This window comes from Desulfosporomusa polytropa, assembly GCF_055380075.1.
Map to the genome: position 1 here is coordinate 2638651 of NZ_AP042400.1, position 18638 is coordinate 2657288.

An 18638-nucleotide genomic window follows, 5' to 3' on the forward strand; every position below is an offset into this window, starting at 1 on the left:
TCAGGAACAAGGTACTTATAATAGCTTTCAACTTCTGAGGAACTTTTTTTTACATACGCTCTGTGCCCGCCACTTCTATCTCATATTTATTGTCATCCGTTTCCTTTATTGAGACTACACAGTTGTTTTCAAAATAGTCATATCCCCTTGCAAGGATTTTTTTATCAATGCGGTTTTCAAAATCGTTAAGATTCATCAAAAAATCCTTCCTTCCTTTTTCAGGCACTCTATGACCTTTTGAATTTCAGTCTGCACCTTTTGGTATTCAATTTCTTTCCAGGCTTTCAGCAACGGTATAAACCTTGCACTACCGGTCTGTTTGATTTTTTCAATTAAGAGCAAAATCATTCCCCTGTTTCTGTCCTTCAACTCCTGAACGAAGCTGTAATCTTTCCCCTCCAGCAGCTCCACAAGCTTCTGAAGCAATTCCTCCGCATAGTTTTCCCGCTCAATCTCCCATCCGATTTCCGAAAAAACAAGCAGGGGAAGCCTGTCTTTGTATTCTATTTCAAGGTAGCCCTTCTTTATTATCCAGTCAACCCTGTTGGTTATTTCCTGCAAGGTCAGCTCCCGGTAGTATCCATAAACAGGGCATTGCTCCAGTTCGTACTCAAGAACCTTTTTGTCTTTGGAGCCTTTAAGGACTTTTGCCAGCATACTCCTTCCCCCGGTCGCAACAAGCTCGTCGGCAGCACGAAGAATTGCTTTTATTTCTTCATCTGCAAGGTGGCTTATGTCACCGCTGTCAATCTTATATCTGACTCGTTGTTTTTTTCCGCTCATGGTTATTACCCCTTTGTGCTACCTGTGCAATCAAAACACATATTCTTTTTTACGGAAAGCAACGGGACAGTTCCGCCGCTCCTATGCTTTGAACACAAGACTCTGATTAATACCTGCTACCCTAGCTATTTGCCGCTGTGTTGCTCCCTCGATATTTTTTATTTGGCGTATTATTTTATCCCGGCTGGATTTTTCCATTGATTGCAACACTCCAACTGATTGTCCATTCAAAATAGCTTGTATTTCTTGATATAAGCGTTCGTCACTTATTTTTTGTTGCATGGCCTCTACATCAAGAAATTTTTCATTATTATCTTGTTTTTCGAACTCCCGCCATCTTTGTAAAGCTACTTCTTCACTCTCAGCAAATATCCCTAGTATAAATCTTTTGTTAATAATCATATCTGGATAATTTAATGCATTATATTCCCTACAACTACTCCACTTATATTCTTCTGCTTTCAAAACCAGTTTTCCTTTTACTGGATTGTTATGTATATACCTTAACACACTTAACAAATAGGTCTCATCTTCTACAGGCTCGCTTTTATACCGATCTTGAAATAAATGTCCTACCCGCTCCTGTTTTCTATTATACCAACCAGCATAGCTTACTCCTATGCGCTTCATAATTGAATCCAGACTATCTGCTTTTTCACACACCAGCAAATGAACATGATTACTCATTAAACAATATCCGTATATCTCAAATTTACTAATATCTTTTGCGCGTTTGATTATTTCCAAATACTTTGTATAGTCTTCCTCTTCGTGAAAAATATCTTGCCGATTAATTCCTCTCACTATGACATGATAGATACCGCTACTACTTTTCTTTCTTGCGCTCCTTGACATCAGGTTTCACTCCGTTATCTTTTTTCTTCATTTTAGCATAAAAAAAGAGAGGAAGCAATAGAACCGTCCCTCACGCTTCTTGCTGTGGCAGGATATCGGTTTCAAAACACACATTGGTAATGCTGCCGTCTGTTTCGGCGATTCCGATCTTGCCGATGATGGTATTGTAAAAATAAATATTCATAATTCCCCAGCTCCTGCCTAGCAATATTTTTCGTGATAAAAAATCCCTAGTTTAATTATACTGGCAGTTGCAATAAAAATCTTCCTCAAAATTGCTAACCAAGGATGAGAAATAGTATGCTGAGATAAACCCGGGAGTTTGACACTTGTATAAACAAAAAATGCCCTTGAAGCCTTGAAATAGGCTTATTTTTTTGTCAAATTTTTCTTTTGATTATCGAGTAATATCTAATAATGTGTTATAATATAGGTGACAGGAGGTATTCGTTATGCATTTGAGTATTGTTCAGTCCAAAAATTCTAAATCTCTATATGTCATTCGTTCTACTTATAAAAACGGTCGCAATTCTTCTGAACGAGTGGAAAAGCTCGGCACCTATACTGAATTATTAGAAAAACTAAACGGCCAAGATCCTATCGCGTGGGCCAAAACCTATATTGATGAGCTCAACAAAAAGGAAAAAGCCGGCAAACGCGAAGTAAGTATCTCATTTTCTCCAGCAAAACACATCGGGAAAAATCAGCAAGTCCTTTTTAACGGCGGATATCTTTTTTTGCAAGTTATCTACTATGCTTTAGGTCTTGATTCGATCTCGAAAGCCATTTCGAAAAAACATAAATTTGCCTTTGATCTTAATTCCATTCTTTCTAATTTGCTATATGCCCGAATTCTTTTTCCCGCCTCCAAACTTGCCACCATGCAAATTGCACAAAAATTCCTTGAACCTCCTTCCTTTGAAATTCAACATATTTATAGGGCTCTTGGCATTATTTCCGAAGAAAGCGATTTCATTCAATCCCAACTATATAAAAATAGCCGCCGCACCCTCGATAGAAATACTCACATCCTCTACTATGATTGCACAAATTATTTCTTTGAAATCGAACAGGAGTCCGGTCTTAGACAATATGGTATGTCTAAAGAACACCGACCGAACCCGATTGTTCAAATGGGCCTCTTTATGGATGGTGACGGCATCCCGCTGGCATTCAATATTTCCAAAGGCAACACCAATGAACAAGTGACTCTGACTCCGTTAGAGCAAAAACTTCTGAAAGACTTTGAACTATCTAAGCTTGTTGTTTGCACCGATGCCGGTCTTGCTTCCAACGCAAACAGAAGATTTAACGATAAAAAAAATCGAGCCTTCATTACCACTCAGTCGATAAAAAAGTTAAAGAAACCTTTACTGCAGTGGGCTCTTGCAAAATCAGGATGGTTTATTCCAGGCACTGACGGTACTTTTGATCTCACAAAACTCGATACAGACGATACCCTTTATAAGGCCTATAAAAATACCACTTTTTTCAAAGAACGCTGGATAAAAGAAAATGACTTAGAACAACGCCTGATTGTTACTTTTTCTTTGAAATACAGGGATTATCAAAGAAAAATACGCAGCTCCCAGTTAGAACGTGCCATGAAGCTTGTTCAAAAAAATCCGCAGAAAATCGGTAAATGCCATTCAAATGACTTCAAACGCTTTATCGCGAAAAAAAGTATCACTCCCGATGGTGAAATCGCTGCAAAAAACTTGTATAGCATCGACGCAGAACTCATCCTAAAAGAAGAAATGTTTGATGGATATTATGGTATCTGTACTAATCTGGAAGATGATGCACAATCCATCATACATACAAATCATCAACGTTGGGAAATTGAAGAAAGCTTTCGCATTATGAAAACAGAATTTCAGGCACGCCCCGTTTATTTGAGCCGCGATGACCGCATTCACGCTCATTTTACAACATGCTTTTTAGCACTGACTCTGTATCGCCTTTTAGAGAAGATCCTCGACGAACGCTTCTCTTGCCACAGAATTATAGATGGCCTGCGCAATTTCAATTTTTATAAAGTCGCTTCCGAAGGCTATATGCCTACCTATGTCAGCGATGACTTTACAGATCTACTTCATGAAAAATTTCAATTCCATACAGACCGACAAATTATTCCAACTCAAGAAATGAAAAAAATTTTTAAAGCCACTAAAAACGAAAAAACATTACTCAAAAAGTAAGAAAATACGAAGTGCCTAGAACCCTTTATTTTCAAGGGTTCTAGGCACTTTTTTCTCTTGCAAGTGTCAAACTCGGGATTATACTGGCAGTTGCAATAAAAATCTTCCTCAAAATTGCTAACCAAGGATGAGAAATAGTATGCTGAGATAAACCCTACCCAAACACATAGAGAGCCACCATCTGCTATAATATGATATATACTGCTGATGAAAACTTACTGGTGAGAAGGAGGCGTCCAGTCATGACTATTACTGGAGAACAAAAACTGCTGGCCGTATTGGCACACCTGGCTTATTTGTTTGGAGGACTTGGTTTCATTATTGCTCCACTGCTCATTTTCTTAGTCAAAAAAGATGACCCTTTCGTATATGAACATGCTAAACAGGCCTTAGTTGCCCACTTGGTGATCTTGGCCGTTTCTGTGGCTACTGGCCTACTATGTACCCTGCTAATTGGGCTGCTACTGTTACCCATCATAGCTATTCTTTGGCTGCTGCTATTGATAACCTCCATCATCGCCGCAGTTAAAGCGGCTGACGGCCAGGTTTATAAGTATCCAATAATTCAAGGACTTGTGAATAAAATATGATCACTAAGAAACCCCAGTCTAACATAAAAGAAGAAAGGGGAGCAACGGAACCGTCCCGGTGCTTTTCCTTTTTACCGTCTACTCTATAGGGTATATTTTATTCTTCTGCTTCCAAAATCAGTTTTGCTTTTTCACACACCAGCAAATGAACATGATTACTCATTAAGCAATATCCGTATATCTCAAATTTACTACTATCTTTTGCGCGTTTGATTATTTCCAAATACTTTATATAGTCTTCCTCTTCGTGAAAAATATCCTGCCGATTAATCCCGCTCACTATGACATGATAGATACCGCTACTACTTTTTTTCTTGCGCTCCTTGACATCAGGTTTCACTCCATTTTCTTTTTTCTCCAGTTTAGCATAAGAAAAGACTTGGCTTGTGCCAAATCCCTCAGGACGGCCGAATTGCTATGCCATCCATGGCGCAATCGGCACTAGCACCATCCGGGTGCGTCGCCGGCAGAAGCCTTAGTCGTTCTTATGTCAACAGAATTTTTTTATAACTTCTGGTAGCTACTAAAACTCCCAAACGGGACTACCGCGGTAGTCCCGTTTCAACATATTTCCTAATTAAAATTTATAGTTTGCACCAAAGCCCATACCGTCGGCTTTGATACCCAAGTCATTATTATCAAAGCTACGATACCCTGTATCAAGTGTGATGTTGCTACCTACGTCATAAGTTAGACCGGCTTTCCAGTCCTGCACATTTTCAGAACGGATATAGGATGCATAGCTGCCTACTTTGTTGCTAATAGCGCCTTTATACGCAATACCGGCAAACATTTCATTTGTCGAAATCGAGTCGCTGTTGGCTTTAAGTTCAGATTTTACATTACCTACAGAAACGGCAACGTTTTTATTTAATTTATATTGCAGTCCAATTTCAGTTGAATTGAGACTCAGATCATTGTAATAGCCATTACCTGTCGAATAATAGTTGTTTGACTCAGAATTGAGATAGTCGCCGGTAACAGCGAATTTCTCACTTAGACCATAGGCACCTTCAAAATTATTATTTTTTAAAGAACCCAGATCGCCAAGTGTTCCCACACTGGTATCTAACTTATTATAGGAATAGCCTATTTGCCCTTGTCCTGCGGCTGCATCCATACCTGGTACACTTGCAACAGCAGTACCGACAAGAGTTAGCGAAGCAAGCATTGTTGTCAGAATCAGTTTTTTCATTTGTAATCTTTCTCCTTAAATTATTTTATATTTAGTAGTTATGGTAACTTGCTATACCCGTAGTATACTTTGCATTTTTTTGTTTTTATTTAGAACCTTATTTAAAATCATTAGAAATCCACGGTTATCGTCAAACAGGGGAAGCATTTCTCTATATAACAAAAAACCGCGAATTCCGCGGTTTTTCATCATTCCATACTATTCCGAGGTTATACCCTTGTCAATTCATCCCTAAACGCCGGTCTGTTTGCATAGTTGATAAAAAGTTTTTGTTTGATTTCCAACGCCTGATCTTTTCCCCCTGCTTTTTTCAGGTTTCGGATAATAGCACAAACTCCTTGTAAGCCCTTCTATTGACGCCCTTGCTGCCGCCTGTTCAATATATTTCAAAAACAAACCAAAATCCTCTTTCCTAAATTCAGGAACAAAGTACTTATAATAGCTTTCAACTTCTGAGAAATTTTTTTTAACATACTCAAGGATTTTTTTCTTTTCCCCTTCCTCGATAAGAATACGAGTATAAATGTCGCTATGAAATCTCTTTTGATCTTCCAACCGGGAGATGATTTGGTCAGACCATCCCTCATACCGTTTATTGGACGCTTCTTCCATGAGCTTGTTAAAAAATCAACATCCACCAACTAGAGCGATGTGCCCGCCACTTCCATCTCATATTTATTGTCATCCGTTTCCTTTATTGAGACTACACAGTTGTTTTCAAAATAGTCATATCCCCTTGCAAGGATTTTTTTATCAATGCGGTTTTCAAAATCGTTAAGGTTCATCAAAAAATCCTTCCTTCCTTTTTCAGGCACTCTATGACCTTTTGAATTTCAGTCTGCACCTTTTGGTATTCAATTTCTTTCCAGGCTTTCAGCAACGGTATAAACCTTGCACTACCGGTCTGTTTGATTTTTTCAATTAAGAGCAAAATCATTCCCCTGTTTCTGTCCTTCAACTCCTGAACAAAGCTGTAATCTTTCCCCTCCAGCAGCTCCACAAGCTTTTGAAGCAATTCCTCCGCATAGGTTTCCCGCTCAATCTCCCATCCGATTTCCGAAAAAACAAGCAGGGGAAGCCTGTCTCTGTATTCTATTTCAAGGTAGCCCTTCTTTATTATCCAGTCAACCCGGTTGGTTATTTCCTGCAAGGTCAGCTCCCGGTAGTATCCATAAACAGGACATTGCTCCAGTTCGTGCTCAAGAACCTTTTTGTCTTTGGAGCCTTTAAGGACTTTTGCCAGCATGCTCCTTCCCCCGGTCGCAACAAGCTCGTCGGCAACACGAAGAATTGCTTTTATTTCTTCATCTGCAAGGTGGCTTATGTCACCGCTGTCAATCTTATATCTGACTCGTTGTTTTTTTCCGCTCATGGTTATTACCCCTTTGTGCTACCTGTGCAATCAAAACACATATTCTTTTTTACGGAAAGCAACGGGACAGTTCGTTAAGGGTTCAATCGGAAGTTTTGCGCGCAAAAAGGCTCACCTATTAGCAGAAGGTTGCAAGGTGAGCCACAAAACTATCTACGCGCAAAATTTTTGATTGCCCAGGAAGGAGGAAATCGCGGGCTTCTCCTTATGGATTTTCAATCTTTTTCGACTTATTTCGACGTTTTCTCATAATTATAAATGTGTACATTACAATTTTATCTTATCCAGGCCGAACTGTAAATAAGCCATCGCGAAAGCGATTTCGTTCTTCCGCCGCTCCTATGCTTTGAACACAAGACTCTGATTAATACCTGCTACCCTAGCTATTTGCCGCTGTGTTGCTCCCTCGATATTTTTTATTTGGCGTATTATTTTATCCCGGCTGGATTTTTCCATTGATTGCAACACACCAACTGATTGTCCATTCAAAATAGCTTGTATTTCTTGATATAAGCGCTCATCACTTATTTTTTGTTGCATAGCCTCTACATCGAGAAATTTTTCATTATTATCTTGTTTTTCGAACTCCCGCCATTTTTGTAAAGCTACTTCTTCACTCTCAGCAAATATCCCTAGTATAAATCTTTTGTTAATAATCCTATCAGAATACGATAAAGCATTATATTCCCTATAACTACTCCACTTATATTCTTCTGCTTTCAAAACCAGTTTTGCTTTTACTGGATTGTTATGTATATACCTTAACACACTTAACAAATAGGTCTCATCTTCTACAGGCTCGCTTTTATACCGATCTTGAAATAAATGTCCTACCCGCTCCTGTTTTCTATTATACCAGCCAGCGTAGCTTACTCCTATGCGCTTCATAATTGAATCCAGACTATCTGCTTTTTCACACACCATCAAGTGAACATGATTACTCATTAAGCAATATCCGTATATCTCAAATTTACTAATATCTTTTGCGCGTTTGATTATTTCCAAATACTTTGTATAGTCTTCCTCTTCATGAAAAATATCTTGCCGATTAATTCCTCTCACTATGACATGATAGATACCGCTACTACTTTTCTTTCTTGCGCTCCTTGACATCAGGTTTCACTCCGTTATCTTTTTTCTTCATTTTAACATAAAAAAATAGAGGAAGCAATAGAACCGTCCCTCACGCTTCTTGCTGTGGCAGGATATCGGTTTCAAAACACACATTGGTAATGCTGCCGTCTGTTTCGGCGATTCCGATCTTGCCGATGATGGTATTGTAAAAATAAATATTCATAATTCCCCAGCTCCTGCCTAGCAATATTTTTCGTGATAAAAAATCCCTAGTTTAATTATACTGGCAGTTGCAATAAAAATCTTCCTCAAAATTGCTGACCAAGGATGAGAAATAGTATGCTGAGATAAACCCTACAAACACATAGAGAGCCACCATCTGCTATAATATGATATATACTGCTGATGAAAACTTACTGGTGAGAAGGAGGCGTCCAGTCATGAATATTACTGGAGAACAAAAACTGCTGGCCGTATTGGCACACCTGGCTTATTTGTTTGGAGGACTTGGTTTCATTATTGCTCCACTGCTCATTTTCTTAGTCAAAAAAGATGACCCTTTCGTATATGAACATGCTAAACAGGCCTTAGTTGCCCACTTGGTGATCTTGGCCGTTTCTGTGGCTACTGGCCTACTATGTACCCTGCTAATTGGGCTGCTACTGTTACCCATCATAGCTATTCTTTGGCTGCTGCTATTGATAACCTCCATCATCGCCGCAGTTAAAGCGGCTGACGGCCAGGTTTATAAGTATCCAATAATTCAAGGACTTGTGAATAAAATATGATCACTAAGAAACCCCAGTTTAACATAAAAGAAGAAAGGGGAGCAACGGAACCGTCAGAGTGCTTTCCTTACTGGTAACATAGCGCGACATAATCCACCTCTACGCAGTTTTTCTCTATACTTTTATTAAGGAGTGTCACGGGGACGGGGTTGCCGACAACCTGATATGCTTCTAAAATAGTATTTCTATCAATCCTCGTATTCTTAGATGAGTCAGGTGATAGTTTCTCGACTCATGATACATCTTCCAATCCATACCATTGTTTACTATTCTAGCTAAATCCGACAATCTCCTTGTGCTTAAACATCATTGCCGCTTTTTTGATCAAAATCATATTCTTGGTCGCCTCCACCACCTACACCCCAAATAAACAGCAAAAAACCCGCGAATTTCGCTGTGACTTTAACCATAACTTTGCCGTTTTTTAAGCATAAATTTGCCGCCATATAGGTCTGTAAATCCGCTCAAACACTTAATTTAATACTAATATCCATTATGTATTAGTTTAAACATATGTTTGCCGTGAGTACGTTTTATAAGCGTAAGTTTGCCGAGAATCCTTAGATAAATATCTCAATTCGACATGGTCATCAAATTCGGCAGCCCGCCAAATCGGCGGGCTTGAACTATAACTATTTATATTGAAGAAACGATCTTTAACCTTGCAGATACACCCATTAAGATATAATCATGTTTCTCATTACCTAGGCATGTTTTCTCCCAGACGTACTGTGTTTTGGTAGAAAGGTAATACTAATACGTATAATTACCGAATTCACGTAAAGATTCGACACCCTTAAAGATAGGGGTGGTTTTCTGTTGAGAGCTAATTTTTACATGGTAATTATCATATACCCCGCACGCATATAGTTGAACTATTATTGGAAAGACATAATAACTTTATTGTTGCAATAGATATACTAGAGAACTTACATCCTCACTAGGAATTGTGCTCAATTCCATCATTTGATATAGCACTATGCCTAATCCATGCACATCCACACCAGCAGGATTAACATCAGTTAAGCCAAAAACATGAGCCTTGGGGTCAACAATTAGATTGCGATTATACAAATCTAATATTTCATATAATACTGGAATCAATTCTTTTGGTATCTTTACAGACGGATCTCTAAAATTTGTTTGCCTAAGGATAACTGATTTGCTTTTGCTTGACTTAAAGAAAACATTTAACAAACAAAGTTGCCTGTATAATAAACTTTCACTAAGCTGGATCAATTGGTTAGCAAACGCTCTATCAATCTCTTTATTAAAGGCTATGTTCCCAAGCAAATTACCGTAGTACATTATTTTTTTTTCTTCATGTTCTCGTTGTGCAGCCAAAATTACACCTTCATATATTTCATCTGCAGCTGAACGATTATTGGTTTCGTTATTAAAGAATCCATCATCTCTTAAGCTACAACCACTAGATAGCTTCTCTTGTATTCTCATGATTGCATAAGAAATTGTTGCTCCGATCCTAACCTCTTCACGCTTTCCCAAAAATCTCTGTTTTACTTCCAGCCCCAGTTTTGACAGGCCTTTTGCAACAACAACTCCTCCTGCCCCACCCAAAGCTGCACCCACTGGACCTCCTGAAAAAAAACCTAAAACTCCACCTGTAGCGGCGCCAACAATTTCTGATCCCGAGTTTATTAGTTCTTCAATGTCACTATCTTGTCTGTTTTTATTCACATTTTTCACTCCTAACCTGATATATCTTAGTTACATCCAAGCTCAAAATACCTCGTCAATGTTTCCATTATTTGAAACAAACAACGCCGTCACCTTTAGTCTATCTTTAGCTAGACGGGGTAATCTCTCCCACAAATTGCGAAATTGAAAGATATCAGGCAAAGCAATACTGTACTTAGTTGTTGGTTCATCCATCCTTTGCAAAATCTCTCCAAGAATAGCCAAAAAATAATTGACCCTCATTGCATCAAGTGACCCTTGACCTTTTACCTCAATAACCCACAATTCATCTTTTCGGAACGCACTAATATCTATTCCATGGGTTCTTCCCCAAGCCACTTTTGCTTGCCACCCCTGGTCAATTAACCATTGGCAAACTACCGCTTTCAACGCATCTTCAGTTAGAAGTTCAATATCCTTTGACATTTCAACGCATTTTTGTTCGTCTCCTCTAAGATAACTTTGTCCCGTAATTGTCACGCAATTCCTTATCTTGCCATTCGAATCCTTCCTACGCACCAACAATCCATTATCAGCTAATTTTCTACATGTTCCATTTATTTTTTGCGGGGGTTGTCCTTTCCCTATAATTGCATCAGTAATCTCACGGTCGGTGAGCCCATCTCTATTATTTACAAGCAAAAGAATTCTTTCCCTTAGATTCATAAAATTCCCCTTCTATTTTTGGTCAGTCTTTAATCAAAGTTAATTGTACAATATAGAAGAACTTTTGGTAATTAATCATGTTTATTTAGTTTTTCTCTTCCTCAGAAATAAAACTATCACAAAAATTCCAAAAGGCTTCTATCGTGGTAAAGTACCTATAATACGACTGCTTTTCATATCTTATCAAAAAATCCTCTTTTGCTTTTTCTATCCAATAAAGTCCATCTCTAAATCGCCACTTTTCTGCGAGTTGTTCCCAGCAAAATATTTGCCCCCAAAAATGTTGCATGCGATAAAAATCTTTTTCATCTCTCACTTTTGTAACGGTCTTTTCTATATACTCAATGAATATTTGTTCCTTATATTTTTTTGCCATGCAATTATACTTTTCTTGAAAATATTTTGCCATCATTTCAGAATATGCTTCATAAAACCCGCCTAAAATATCCTTTTTTTCCGTACCGTAACAAATATAATATTTCTCCATAAAAGACTCAAAATACTTCAAATCAATAATGTAATGTGTAAGTTCATGAACTAATACTGATTCTATAAAAGTTTCTTCAGCTTTAGCTTCATTAATTTTTCGCCAGTTAATTACAATAATGGGCATATCCCTAAATCCATTTTCTTTTTTTTGCAAATAAATAGGTAAGAAAGTCCCATTAGAATTACTTTCTTCAATTTTAAACATTCTTACATTATTAATAACATCTAAATAATTTCTTGCAAGTATTAGCTTAAATGTTATTAACTTCTTTTCAATTTCTAATTCACTATATAAATAATTAATTGCTTTCACTACCAAATCATTAGCATAATTAGCAGAAGCTGAATCGATTTCTAAACTATTAACCTCTTGAAACTCTCCCTTGAGTATACAAAACTCTAGATCTAGCAAAATAACACACCTACCTGCAAAAAATTCGTCCGACAATAGCGCATATGTAAAAATAAACCACAGCTTACTCTAATAGTAAACTATGGTTATTTTCTTTATCTTTTTGCTTTTATCCTGCTATATAAACTATAGACTCTATCTTTAAAAGTAGCTTATCCATGATTGAGCCGTAAATCAATTTATCTAATTCATCATTACTATGAGTTATATATATCTTACACAGTTATCTTGACCGTCCAATTCTAGAACGGTATGCCCGATAATATCATTTTGCACCATATATAAGTATAACAATCCGCTCTTAATTTTTTCTTGCAGTCGGTTGCTGCGCAAGCTGGATAATCAGCTATGCCCACATCGAAACTTTGATCAAAAACCTTCTTTTCTAAAATAGTGTTTTTATCCCTACGATCTATACCAAACAGTCCAATAATAACCGTTATGCTTCTGCTACTTCAAATCACTTTGTAATACTTGTTACTGTTTCTTCCGACTCTTTAAAATATCGTCATTTTTATCCATCAAAGGAATGCGTCCATTTTGCAAATTATATTAGCTATATTATTTTCATTCTCCTATCATCATCAAAAAGCCTCTGCTCATAAACCATCCGTTCTCATCATCACCAATAATATAGTAAACAGTATGCAAACAACAAATCATGATACTCTGAATTATAGCCATTGTTTAGTCCTATTTTCCTTTAATCCATTACTTTAATATTGCAACACTTGATATTTTATCAAGCAGATAAATGTCTTTCACACTTTGTTTCTTAGGAATCACGCCGTGATCCTCAATACATTTTTCAATGGCTTTCATTTCTGCGATCCTTTTCATCTGAGAAGAAGCATCTGCCTGTTCTTTTATCATCCCTATTAACGATAATATAAACGAAGCTGTATAGTCCAGCGGTAAAAAGCCGGTGCTACCAAGCATAAACTTGAACAAGCCACCATGATTATTGCCTTGAATCTTACTAACCTCAAATAAAATATCGTTGTATTCCCTGATTTTATATTTGCGTTGTTCTTCATCCATCTGACCTAACTTGGTCAAAATATCCTTGAATCCCCCTTGCGTATTATATTCATCTGCTAACGAGGCTACTTTTAAAATACTTATATTGTGTTTACATTTAATTAAATTCAGACAATCCTCACTGCCCTGAAGGCGTATATCTTTTAGATTCTGTATATTATCCGCGTCATACCAATAAAGTTTTAAAAAGTCTCCCAGGATATTTGAGATTCCTGCGTCGGAATATTTTGCTCCATCTTCACCGTACTGCTGAAATGGAAAGTATGTAGCTTTTAGTGCTGACGCAATGTGTGTGCTTAATGAATTTACAGTAAACTCAAACGCTATTTTTTCCTGCTCATCATTTTTAATTATGTTATCATAAATCACATTGTTAATGCCAAAGTTGCTCACCGCCATCGGGCTACTTTGATTTAGATATTGAAAACTCTCTGCAGTTGCCGTAATCGGCCAGGCTATTAAACGGGCTATATTTTGTACGCAAGACTCTTTCTGTTCTATACCTTTCATATAAATATCCGAAGCGATTTTGTATATGTCCGGCAAACGTCTTTCATATTGAAATTTTGTTTCAGCCAGGTAAGCTGCCAATAATGTATTGATACCGCGCCTACCCACAATAGCAGCAGGATTTCGTTTATATACTTCTAAAAGAAGTTTTTTGTTATATCGGGTTTCCAGATTAGGCAAAAGTAAAACGACTTTACCCATATCTACAAGGTCAATCAATTCTGCAGGAGTAATGCTTTGCTGTTTTAAAAACCTAGCCCAGTGTTCTTCGATGGGAAGAGCTATATAAACAGTATCGTACAGCAATAAGACATTGCGTAGATCAATATTATCAAATACAGAAAAGTCAAGAAAGCACTTTAAAGAGTCCCCTCGATAAAAAGGCAGATCATTTCTTGCGGCTTTTCCTGTATATATATCTTCTGCACGCTCAAACCAATAATCAGCTTCTGCAATCGTAAACGGAAGCTCCTTATGCAGACTCAAATGCATGACTTTAAAGCTGTTTTCATATTGTTTAATTCTCTGGCTCTCTGCATTTATCTTTGGAAAACCCTCTTCCAGTTGTTTATTGTAATTTTCGTTTTCATATTTTACTATTATTTTGTCAGTGCCCAAGTCTGCATCTAAGAGAAATCCCCTTATTTTTTCCATTTGGGAATCTTCGGTCTCCTTGGAGACCTCAATTAGGATTTCAAAGTCAATTCCTTTTTTAGGAATCGTAATCTTTGAAATATCTATATCATAGAATTTGCTTCGGATAAAGTTGTCCAAATCGCATTCAGTCACGCAGGTTGCTCTAAATCCGTTTACTACGTCCGATAGAGGAATGGTATCTATTCTATATAGAAATTCCGTTGGCCGATGGTCGGTTAAAACTACATTCGTTCCACCTTGTCGTATCGAATAGTTAAAATGATTTAGCAATTCTTCAAAATCGCCTTTATAATTGGCACAATAAATTGCATACTTGTATGTATCTGTTTGATAAATCTCTGTTTCAAGCCCAATATATTCAATTCGCAGATTTAAATCATTTCTTTGTACTATACCTTGCTGCTTAAGCATAGACTGCATTCTCCTCTACTCATTAATTAAATCAATACTATACCCTTAACGAACTATTGGAAACTCCTAGTAGTTGCATTTAAATCAAAAAATTAAACCCAACAGTGAGTGTTATATGCAAAGCTGAATTACATGAGTTGGGTAACGATCTTTGTGACTCTTACTATTGTTTCCAAGAATATACAATACTTCTAGCCAAATCCGACAAAACCCTTGTACAAAACCACCATTTCTGCTATTTTAAGTAAAAACAATCTACTTGGTGGAGCCACACGTAACCGTCAAAAAAATACATAGCAAAAAACCCGCCTAATTCGCGGGTGTGACTTTAACCATGTATTTGCCGTTTTTCAATCATAACTTGCCGCCAGGAATATATTCAAATCCGCGCAAATACTGGAATTAGTACTAATATCCACTCTTTCTAATTAAAGATATACTTGCAGCAAGAACCACAAAGATTTACTTTCTTAATTATAAGTCACTTCTTTGGTGATGGAGGCAATAACAACTGAATTTGTACATGAAGAATGTTTAAGTCACTAAAATTCAATCCGTGATATAGAAACTTTCCACCAAATATTACGATGTTGTATACAACGTTTCACCAAACAATATCATTTCTACTAGGTCTTGGTATCTTTTCAATTTCTCGGAGAATATCAAATAATTCTTCCGCTGTGGGGCTATCGGGAGGTAATCCAAATTTAACTTTCAAACAACGCTTTAATTCTTCCTTGCTTGTTCTATAGATTTCCTAACATCAAGGCATCTAAGCGTAGTTACCACAGGATTCCACCCTAGCTTTCGATAATAGTAATCCATAGACATTTCTGTTTCAAGCTGTTCCAGAAAAGAGTCTATCCACTGATAGTACTGCCATCTTAGCATATTTAGGCAAACTTTTAAACTTGTTCATAAGACTTTTTCTATTGCATTCGCTAGTTAAAGCCCCACATAATCAATCGTCTTCACGCCGGTTGCCCAATCTTATCTCGCGTAGGCTTTCGTTGCCCTGGTTTGTTGCTTCTCTTAGACCCCTTTTTATTGCTTTCGTTTTTCCCTAAATCCAGATAGCCTGTAAGCCCCAGCAATTCTCGAAGACTCTCCAGTTGTTCATCGGTTTCCACAAACCGCATTTCACCATGCAAAGCATCTTTGGCTTGTTGCTCACATTGTCGTAAGGAATGGGCCACACGTTCTATATGATCTAATGTCAGAAATTGTGCTGATTCATCTAGCGCCGTTGCTACCGCTTTATTGAGCAATAGCTTACAAGCCCCAACACAGCCAATACTGCGTATATAGAGGGATTCCCAGTCCACTTCTAAATCGCGTTCCACTTCGATGGGCAGATTGGCTTGAAACGTTAGTAATATGTTTTGAAAAGTTTCAATGTCTTCTTCGTTACGGGCATCATAGCGTGGAAAGTGAATGAGGGTGCTGCGATTGGCCAATTGACCATTTAAATTGCAGAGCTGCAACAGGTCATAAGTGCCAAAGAGCACATAAGTAACATCCGTCATATTACCAGTCGATTTCAAAAACTCGGTTTGATCTTTCATCCTCCGGCCACTGGCTACAATGGAGATATGTTGCGCTTCATCAATCATCACAATTTTTGTCTTACGCTGTTTTAAAGCCGTTTCCACGGCAAATCGAAGTTCAAATTCCGACCGGCGCTCTTTGGCGGAGACCAGGTCACCGAAAAGATCTACCCTATTACAATTGTGTAAAGTAATCGGATCCCGCAATTTCTTCAAACATTCAACATAATAATAGCGCCAGCTAAATTGCCCTGAACTTGCCGCTGGAGCTTCCACAGCAACTACCGGTATATGTCCCGGATCATCAGGATCTTTGTATCGGGTTGCCAAACGGGTACTGATGTGTTTAAATAACGTTGTCTTGCCTACACCACTGGGACCAATTACAAAGATAATACGGGAACCACCCGGCTCACGAATGACTCGTTCTAATGCTTCATCGGTCTCAATCAGTTTAGGATGGGAAATCGTGAATTTTTTAAATGCAGCTAACAGATCCGTATGGGTTTCATCTAACACTTTGGAAGTTGAGTTATTATTTATATCCATACTCAATACTCCTCATAAATCTGCCTGGGTACCGTTCGCTGATTAACGGAGGGCAGAGTATTCTTTTTGTCAGATTTAACTTTCTGCTTATTGGGTTCGATACGCTTTCCTTTACCATGTAAAACATGCAATTCAGGAATATCATTATCTGCTTTATATTGTTCTTTAAGTTCGTTTTCTTTTGACCGGACATTTTTTTGAAAGAATTCAGCCAATTGGGCGGCTGTAACGATGTACTTTTTCTGGCTGTTGGATTTATTTTTGCGAATTTCTTCTGAGGCCAAAAGTAATTCTCGCTCAGTTTTTCCCTGAAAAATGGCATAGTACTGGGAAATGCATTCTACCCAAGCACCTTGAAGAAAGGCATAGGCTATATAGAGTGTCACGGGGACGGGGTTGCCGACAACCTGATATGCTTCTAAAATAGTATTTCTATCAATCCTCGTATTCTTAGATGAGTCAGGTGATAGTTTCTCGACTCATGATACATCTTCCAATCCATACCATTGTTTACTATTCTAGCTAAATCCGACAATCTCCTTGTGCTTAAACATCATTGCCGCTTTTTTGATCAAAATCATATTCTTGGTCGCCTCCACCACCTACACCCCAAATAAACAGCAAAAAACCCGCGAAATTCGCGGGTTTTACTAATTGCGTAAGCGAATACCACATGCTATGCATGTGGTTCCAAAAAGCTTACAGCTATGCCTCGAAAAAAACAGCCTCCTTTGTTAGAATAAATGCAGGTTTGCCGACCGCATAACTCTGAACAAAGGAGGCGCATCCAAATGGATACTAAAAGTTTAGCACATAGCAAATGGCGTTGTAAATATCACATAGTATTTGCACCAAAGTACAGAAGGCAAGTAATATACGGAAAAATAAAATCAGATATAGGCGTGATATTAAGAAAGTTATGTGAGTACAAAGGTGTGGAAATACTTGAAGCTAATGCATGTCCAGATCACATTCATATGTTAGTTAGCATACCGCCTAAGATAAGTGTGGCGTATTTCGTGGGATACTTAAAAGGAAAAAGCTCGTTGATGATATTTGATAAACATGCGAATTTGAAATATAAGTACGTTGGAGTGTCACGGGGACGGGGTTGCCGACAACCTGATATGCTTCTAAAATAGTATTTCTATCAATCCTCGTATTCTTAGATGAGTCAGGTGATAGTTTCTCGACTCATGATACATCTTCCAATCCATACCATTGTTTACTATTCTAGCTAAATCCGACAATCTCCTTGTGCTTAAACATCATTGCCGCTTTTTTGATCAAAATCATATTCTTGGTCGCCTCCACCACCTACACCCCAAATACACAGCAAAAAACCCGCGAAATTCGCGGGTTTTATTAATTTCCAAATTTTGGTGGAGGCGAGGAGAATCGAACTCCTGTCCAAAGACATTACTGCATAGGCTTCTCCGAGCGCAGTCAGTGATTTAAATTTCGCTCCGTTGCCGCCCACTAACAGGCTGCTCTGGCGCTATCTCGATAAAAGTTCCCAGTCAGCTCTCCGAGAATTGAGCCTCAGGTATCCCACTAAATGACGTCCTATCCTAGGCCGCGGGAGTGCGCAGGTAGAACGTTAGCATTAAGCTGCTAAAGCGTAATCTTCGTTTGCGTTTACAATTTTCCACCGTATTGACGGGCTGATGGAACCCCGGCTCGCTACCTATACCATAACTACCCCTGTCGAAACCAGTGCGCCCCCGTATTTTTTTAAAATACCTGGGATGGTGTTTAGCTGCAAACGGTTATACACTTCATTATGGTCTTATTATATCA

At 38.0% G+C, this 18638-nt stretch carries 19 protein-coding genes, 1 other RNA gene and 1 pseudogene; 4 read left to right on the top strand and 17 right to left on the bottom strand.

The features are described from left to right. Positions 1-49: 49 nt before the first annotated feature. The 3 genes from ACZ449_RS14240 to ACZ449_RS14250 all read right to left on the bottom strand — a co-directional run bounded on the left by ACZ449_RS14240 (position 50) and on the right by ACZ449_RS14250 (position 1638). A complete protein-coding gene (locus ACZ449_RS14240; protein ID WP_464261633.1) occupies positions 50-196 on the bottom strand; it encodes a hypothetical protein in 147 nt (48 codons plus the stop codon). Further along, positions 196-783, bottom strand: coding sequence for an RQC-minor-1 family DNA-binding protein (locus ACZ449_RS14245; protein WP_464261634.1), 588 nt, complete (start codon positions 781-783; stop codon positions 196-198). The genes ACZ449_RS14240 and ACZ449_RS14245 overlap by 1 nt, the downstream gene beginning before the upstream one ends. Before the next feature lie 81 nt (positions 784-864). Then, the gene (locus ACZ449_RS14250; protein WP_464261635.1) at positions 865-1638 is read right to left on the bottom strand and encodes a transposase; all 774 of its coding nucleotides are present in this window, start codon (positions 1636-1638) and stop codon (positions 865-867) included. A 452-nt stretch (positions 1639-2090) separates the two neighbouring features. Here ACZ449_RS14250 and ACZ449_RS14255 point away from each other — a divergent pair, with 452 nt between their 5' ends. Continuing rightward, positions 2091-3839, top strand: coding sequence for an IS1634 family transposase (locus tag ACZ449_RS14255; RefSeq protein ID WP_464258205.1), 1749 nt, complete (start codon positions 2091-2093; stop codon positions 3837-3839). A 242-nt stretch (positions 3840-4081) separates the two neighbouring features. Then, positions 4082-4429, top strand: coding sequence for a magnetosome magnetite crystal formation protein family (locus ACZ449_RS14260; protein ID WP_464261636.1), 348 nt, complete (start codon positions 4082-4084; stop codon positions 4427-4429). Positions 4430-4526: 97 nt separating this feature from the next. On the opposite strand, the gene ACZ449_RS14265 is transcribed toward ACZ449_RS14260, so the two are convergent. The 6 genes from ACZ449_RS14265 to ACZ449_RS14290 all read right to left on the bottom strand — a co-directional run bounded on the left by ACZ449_RS14265 (position 4527) and on the right by ACZ449_RS14290 (position 8109). Further along, entirely contained in the window at positions 4527-4769 is a 243-nt protein-coding gene (locus tag ACZ449_RS14265) for a transposase (RefSeq protein ID WP_464261637.1), read from the bottom strand. Between the two features lie 237 nt (positions 4770-5006). Beyond that, positions 5007-5624 (bottom strand): hypothetical protein, encoded by a 618-nt coding sequence (locus ACZ449_RS14270; RefSeq protein WP_464261638.1) that lies wholly within the window; start codon positions 5622-5624, stop codon positions 5007-5009. Between the two features lie 231 nt (positions 5625-5855). Further along, positions 5856-6236 carry a hypothetical protein gene (locus tag ACZ449_RS14275; RefSeq protein ID WP_464261639.1) on the bottom strand — a complete coding sequence of 127 codons (381 nt, stop codon included), beginning with the start codon at positions 6234-6236 and terminating at the stop codon, positions 5856-5858. 29 nt (positions 6237-6265) lie between these two features. Continuing rightward, positions 6266-6409 (bottom strand): hypothetical protein, encoded by a 144-nt coding sequence (locus ACZ449_RS14280; protein ID WP_464261640.1) that lies wholly within the window; start codon positions 6407-6409, stop codon positions 6266-6268. Continuing rightward, complete coding sequence (locus ACZ449_RS14285) at positions 6409-6996, bottom strand: RQC-minor-1 family DNA-binding protein (RefSeq protein WP_464261641.1); 588 nt, start codon at positions 6994-6996, stop codon at positions 6409-6411. Before ACZ449_RS14285 ends, ACZ449_RS14280 begins: the two co-directional genes overlap by 1 nt. Before the next feature lie 339 nt (positions 6997-7335). Beyond that, the gene (locus tag ACZ449_RS14290) at positions 7336-8109 is read right to left on the bottom strand and encodes a transposase (RefSeq protein ID WP_464261642.1); all 774 of its coding nucleotides are present in this window, start codon (positions 8107-8109) and stop codon (positions 7336-7338) included. A gap of 401 nt (positions 8110-8510) precedes the next feature. Here ACZ449_RS14290 and ACZ449_RS14295 point away from each other — a divergent pair, with 401 nt between their 5' ends. Next, positions 8511-8858, top strand: a complete 348-nt coding sequence (locus tag ACZ449_RS14295; protein WP_464261643.1) for a magnetosome magnetite crystal formation protein family — start codon at positions 8511-8513, stop codon at positions 8856-8858. Positions 8859-9157: 299 nt separating this feature from the next. On the opposite strand, the gene ACZ449_RS14300 is transcribed toward ACZ449_RS14295, so the two are convergent. The 7 genes from ACZ449_RS14300 to ACZ449_RS14330 form a co-directional block, all read right to left on the bottom strand. Next, positions 9158-9304, bottom strand: a complete 147-nt coding sequence (locus tag ACZ449_RS14300; protein WP_464261644.1) for a hypothetical protein — start codon at positions 9302-9304, stop codon at positions 9158-9160. A gap of 454 nt (positions 9305-9758) precedes the next feature. After that, entirely contained in the window at positions 9759-10556 is a 798-nt protein-coding gene (locus ACZ449_RS14305) for a hypothetical protein (protein WP_464261645.1), read from the bottom strand. A gap of 42 nt (positions 10557-10598) precedes the next feature. Then, complete coding sequence (locus ACZ449_RS14310; protein ID WP_464261646.1) at positions 10599-11222, bottom strand: hypothetical protein; 624 nt, start codon at positions 11220-11222, stop codon at positions 10599-10601. A gap of 85 nt (positions 11223-11307) precedes the next feature. Next, entirely contained in the window at positions 11308-12123 is an 816-nt protein-coding gene (locus ACZ449_RS14315) for a hypothetical protein (protein ID WP_464261647.1), read from the bottom strand. Positions 12124-12834: 711 nt separating this feature from the next. Next, positions 12835-14742: a hypothetical protein gene (locus ACZ449_RS14320; protein WP_464261648.1), complete on the bottom strand. Its 1908-nt coding sequence runs from the start codon at positions 14740-14742 to the stop codon at positions 12835-12837. 971 nt (positions 14743-15713) lie between these two features. After that, a complete protein-coding gene (locus tag ACZ449_RS14325; RefSeq protein ID WP_464261649.1) occupies positions 15714-16838 on the bottom strand; it encodes a TniB family NTP-binding protein in 1125 nt (374 codons plus the stop codon). A 2-nt stretch (positions 16839-16840) separates the two neighbouring features. Continuing rightward, positions 16841-17122 (bottom strand): hypothetical protein, encoded by a 282-nt coding sequence (locus tag ACZ449_RS14330; protein WP_464261650.1) that lies wholly within the window; start codon positions 17120-17122, stop codon positions 16841-16843. Positions 17123-17629: 507 nt separating this feature from the next. Between ACZ449_RS14330 and tnpA the strand changes: the two are divergent. Beyond that, positions 17630-17926 (top strand): annotated as a pseudogene (gene tnpA / locus ACZ449_RS14335) (IS200/IS605 family transposase); the annotation flags it as partial. 292 nt (positions 17927-18218) lie between these two features. Here tnpA and ssrA read toward each other — a convergent pair. Then, positions 18219-18564: a transfer-messenger RNA gene (gene ssrA, locus ACZ449_RS14340) on the bottom strand. Positions 18565-18638 lie beyond the last annotated feature (74 nt).

Coding starts and splice junctions, on each gene's coding strand:
- ACZ449_RS14240 (WP_464261633.1), bottom strand. CDS start 196: ATGAATCTTAACGATTTTGAAAACCGCATTGATAAAAAAATCCTTGCA.
- ACZ449_RS14245 (WP_464261634.1), bottom strand. CDS start 783: ATGAGCGGAAAAAAACAACGAGTCAGATATAAGATTGACAGCGGTGAC.
- ACZ449_RS14250 (WP_464261635.1), bottom strand. CDS start 1,638: ATGTCAAGGAGCGCAAGAAAGAAAAGTAGTAGCGGTATCTATCATGTC.
- ACZ449_RS14255 (WP_464258205.1), top strand. CDS start 2,091: ATGCATTTGAGTATTGTTCAGTCCAAAAATTCTAAATCTCTATATGTC.
- ACZ449_RS14260 (WP_464261636.1), top strand. CDS start 4,082: ATGACTATTACTGGAGAACAAAAACTGCTGGCCGTATTGGCACACCTG.
- ACZ449_RS14270 (WP_464261638.1), bottom strand. CDS start 5,624: ATGAAAAAACTGATTCTGACAACAATGCTTGCTTCGCTAACTCTTGTC.
- ACZ449_RS14275 (WP_464261639.1), bottom strand. CDS start 6,236: ATGGAAGAAGCGTCCAATAAACGGTATGAGGGATGGTCTGACCAAATC.
- ACZ449_RS14280 (WP_464261640.1), bottom strand. CDS start 6,409: ATGAACCTTAACGATTTTGAAAACCGCATTGATAAAAAAATCCTTGCA.
- ACZ449_RS14285 (WP_464261641.1), bottom strand. CDS start 6,996: ATGAGCGGAAAAAAACAACGAGTCAGATATAAGATTGACAGCGGTGAC.
- ACZ449_RS14290 (WP_464261642.1), bottom strand. CDS start 8,109: ATGTCAAGGAGCGCAAGAAAGAAAAGTAGTAGCGGTATCTATCATGTC.
- ACZ449_RS14295 (WP_464261643.1), top strand. CDS start 8,511: ATGAATATTACTGGAGAACAAAAACTGCTGGCCGTATTGGCACACCTG.
- ACZ449_RS14300 (WP_464261644.1), bottom strand. CDS start 9,304: ATGGCGGCAAATTTATGCTTAAAAAACGGCAAAGTTATGGTTAAAGTC.
- ACZ449_RS14310 (WP_464261646.1), bottom strand. CDS start 11,222: ATGAATCTAAGGGAAAGAATTCTTTTGCTTGTAAATAATAGAGATGGG.
- ACZ449_RS14320 (WP_464261648.1), bottom strand. CDS start 14,742: ATGCTTAAGCAGCAAGGTATAGTACAAAGAAATGATTTAAATCTGCGA.
- ACZ449_RS14325 (WP_464261649.1), bottom strand. CDS start 16,838: ATGGATATAAATAATAACTCAACTTCCAAAGTGTTAGATGAAACCCAT.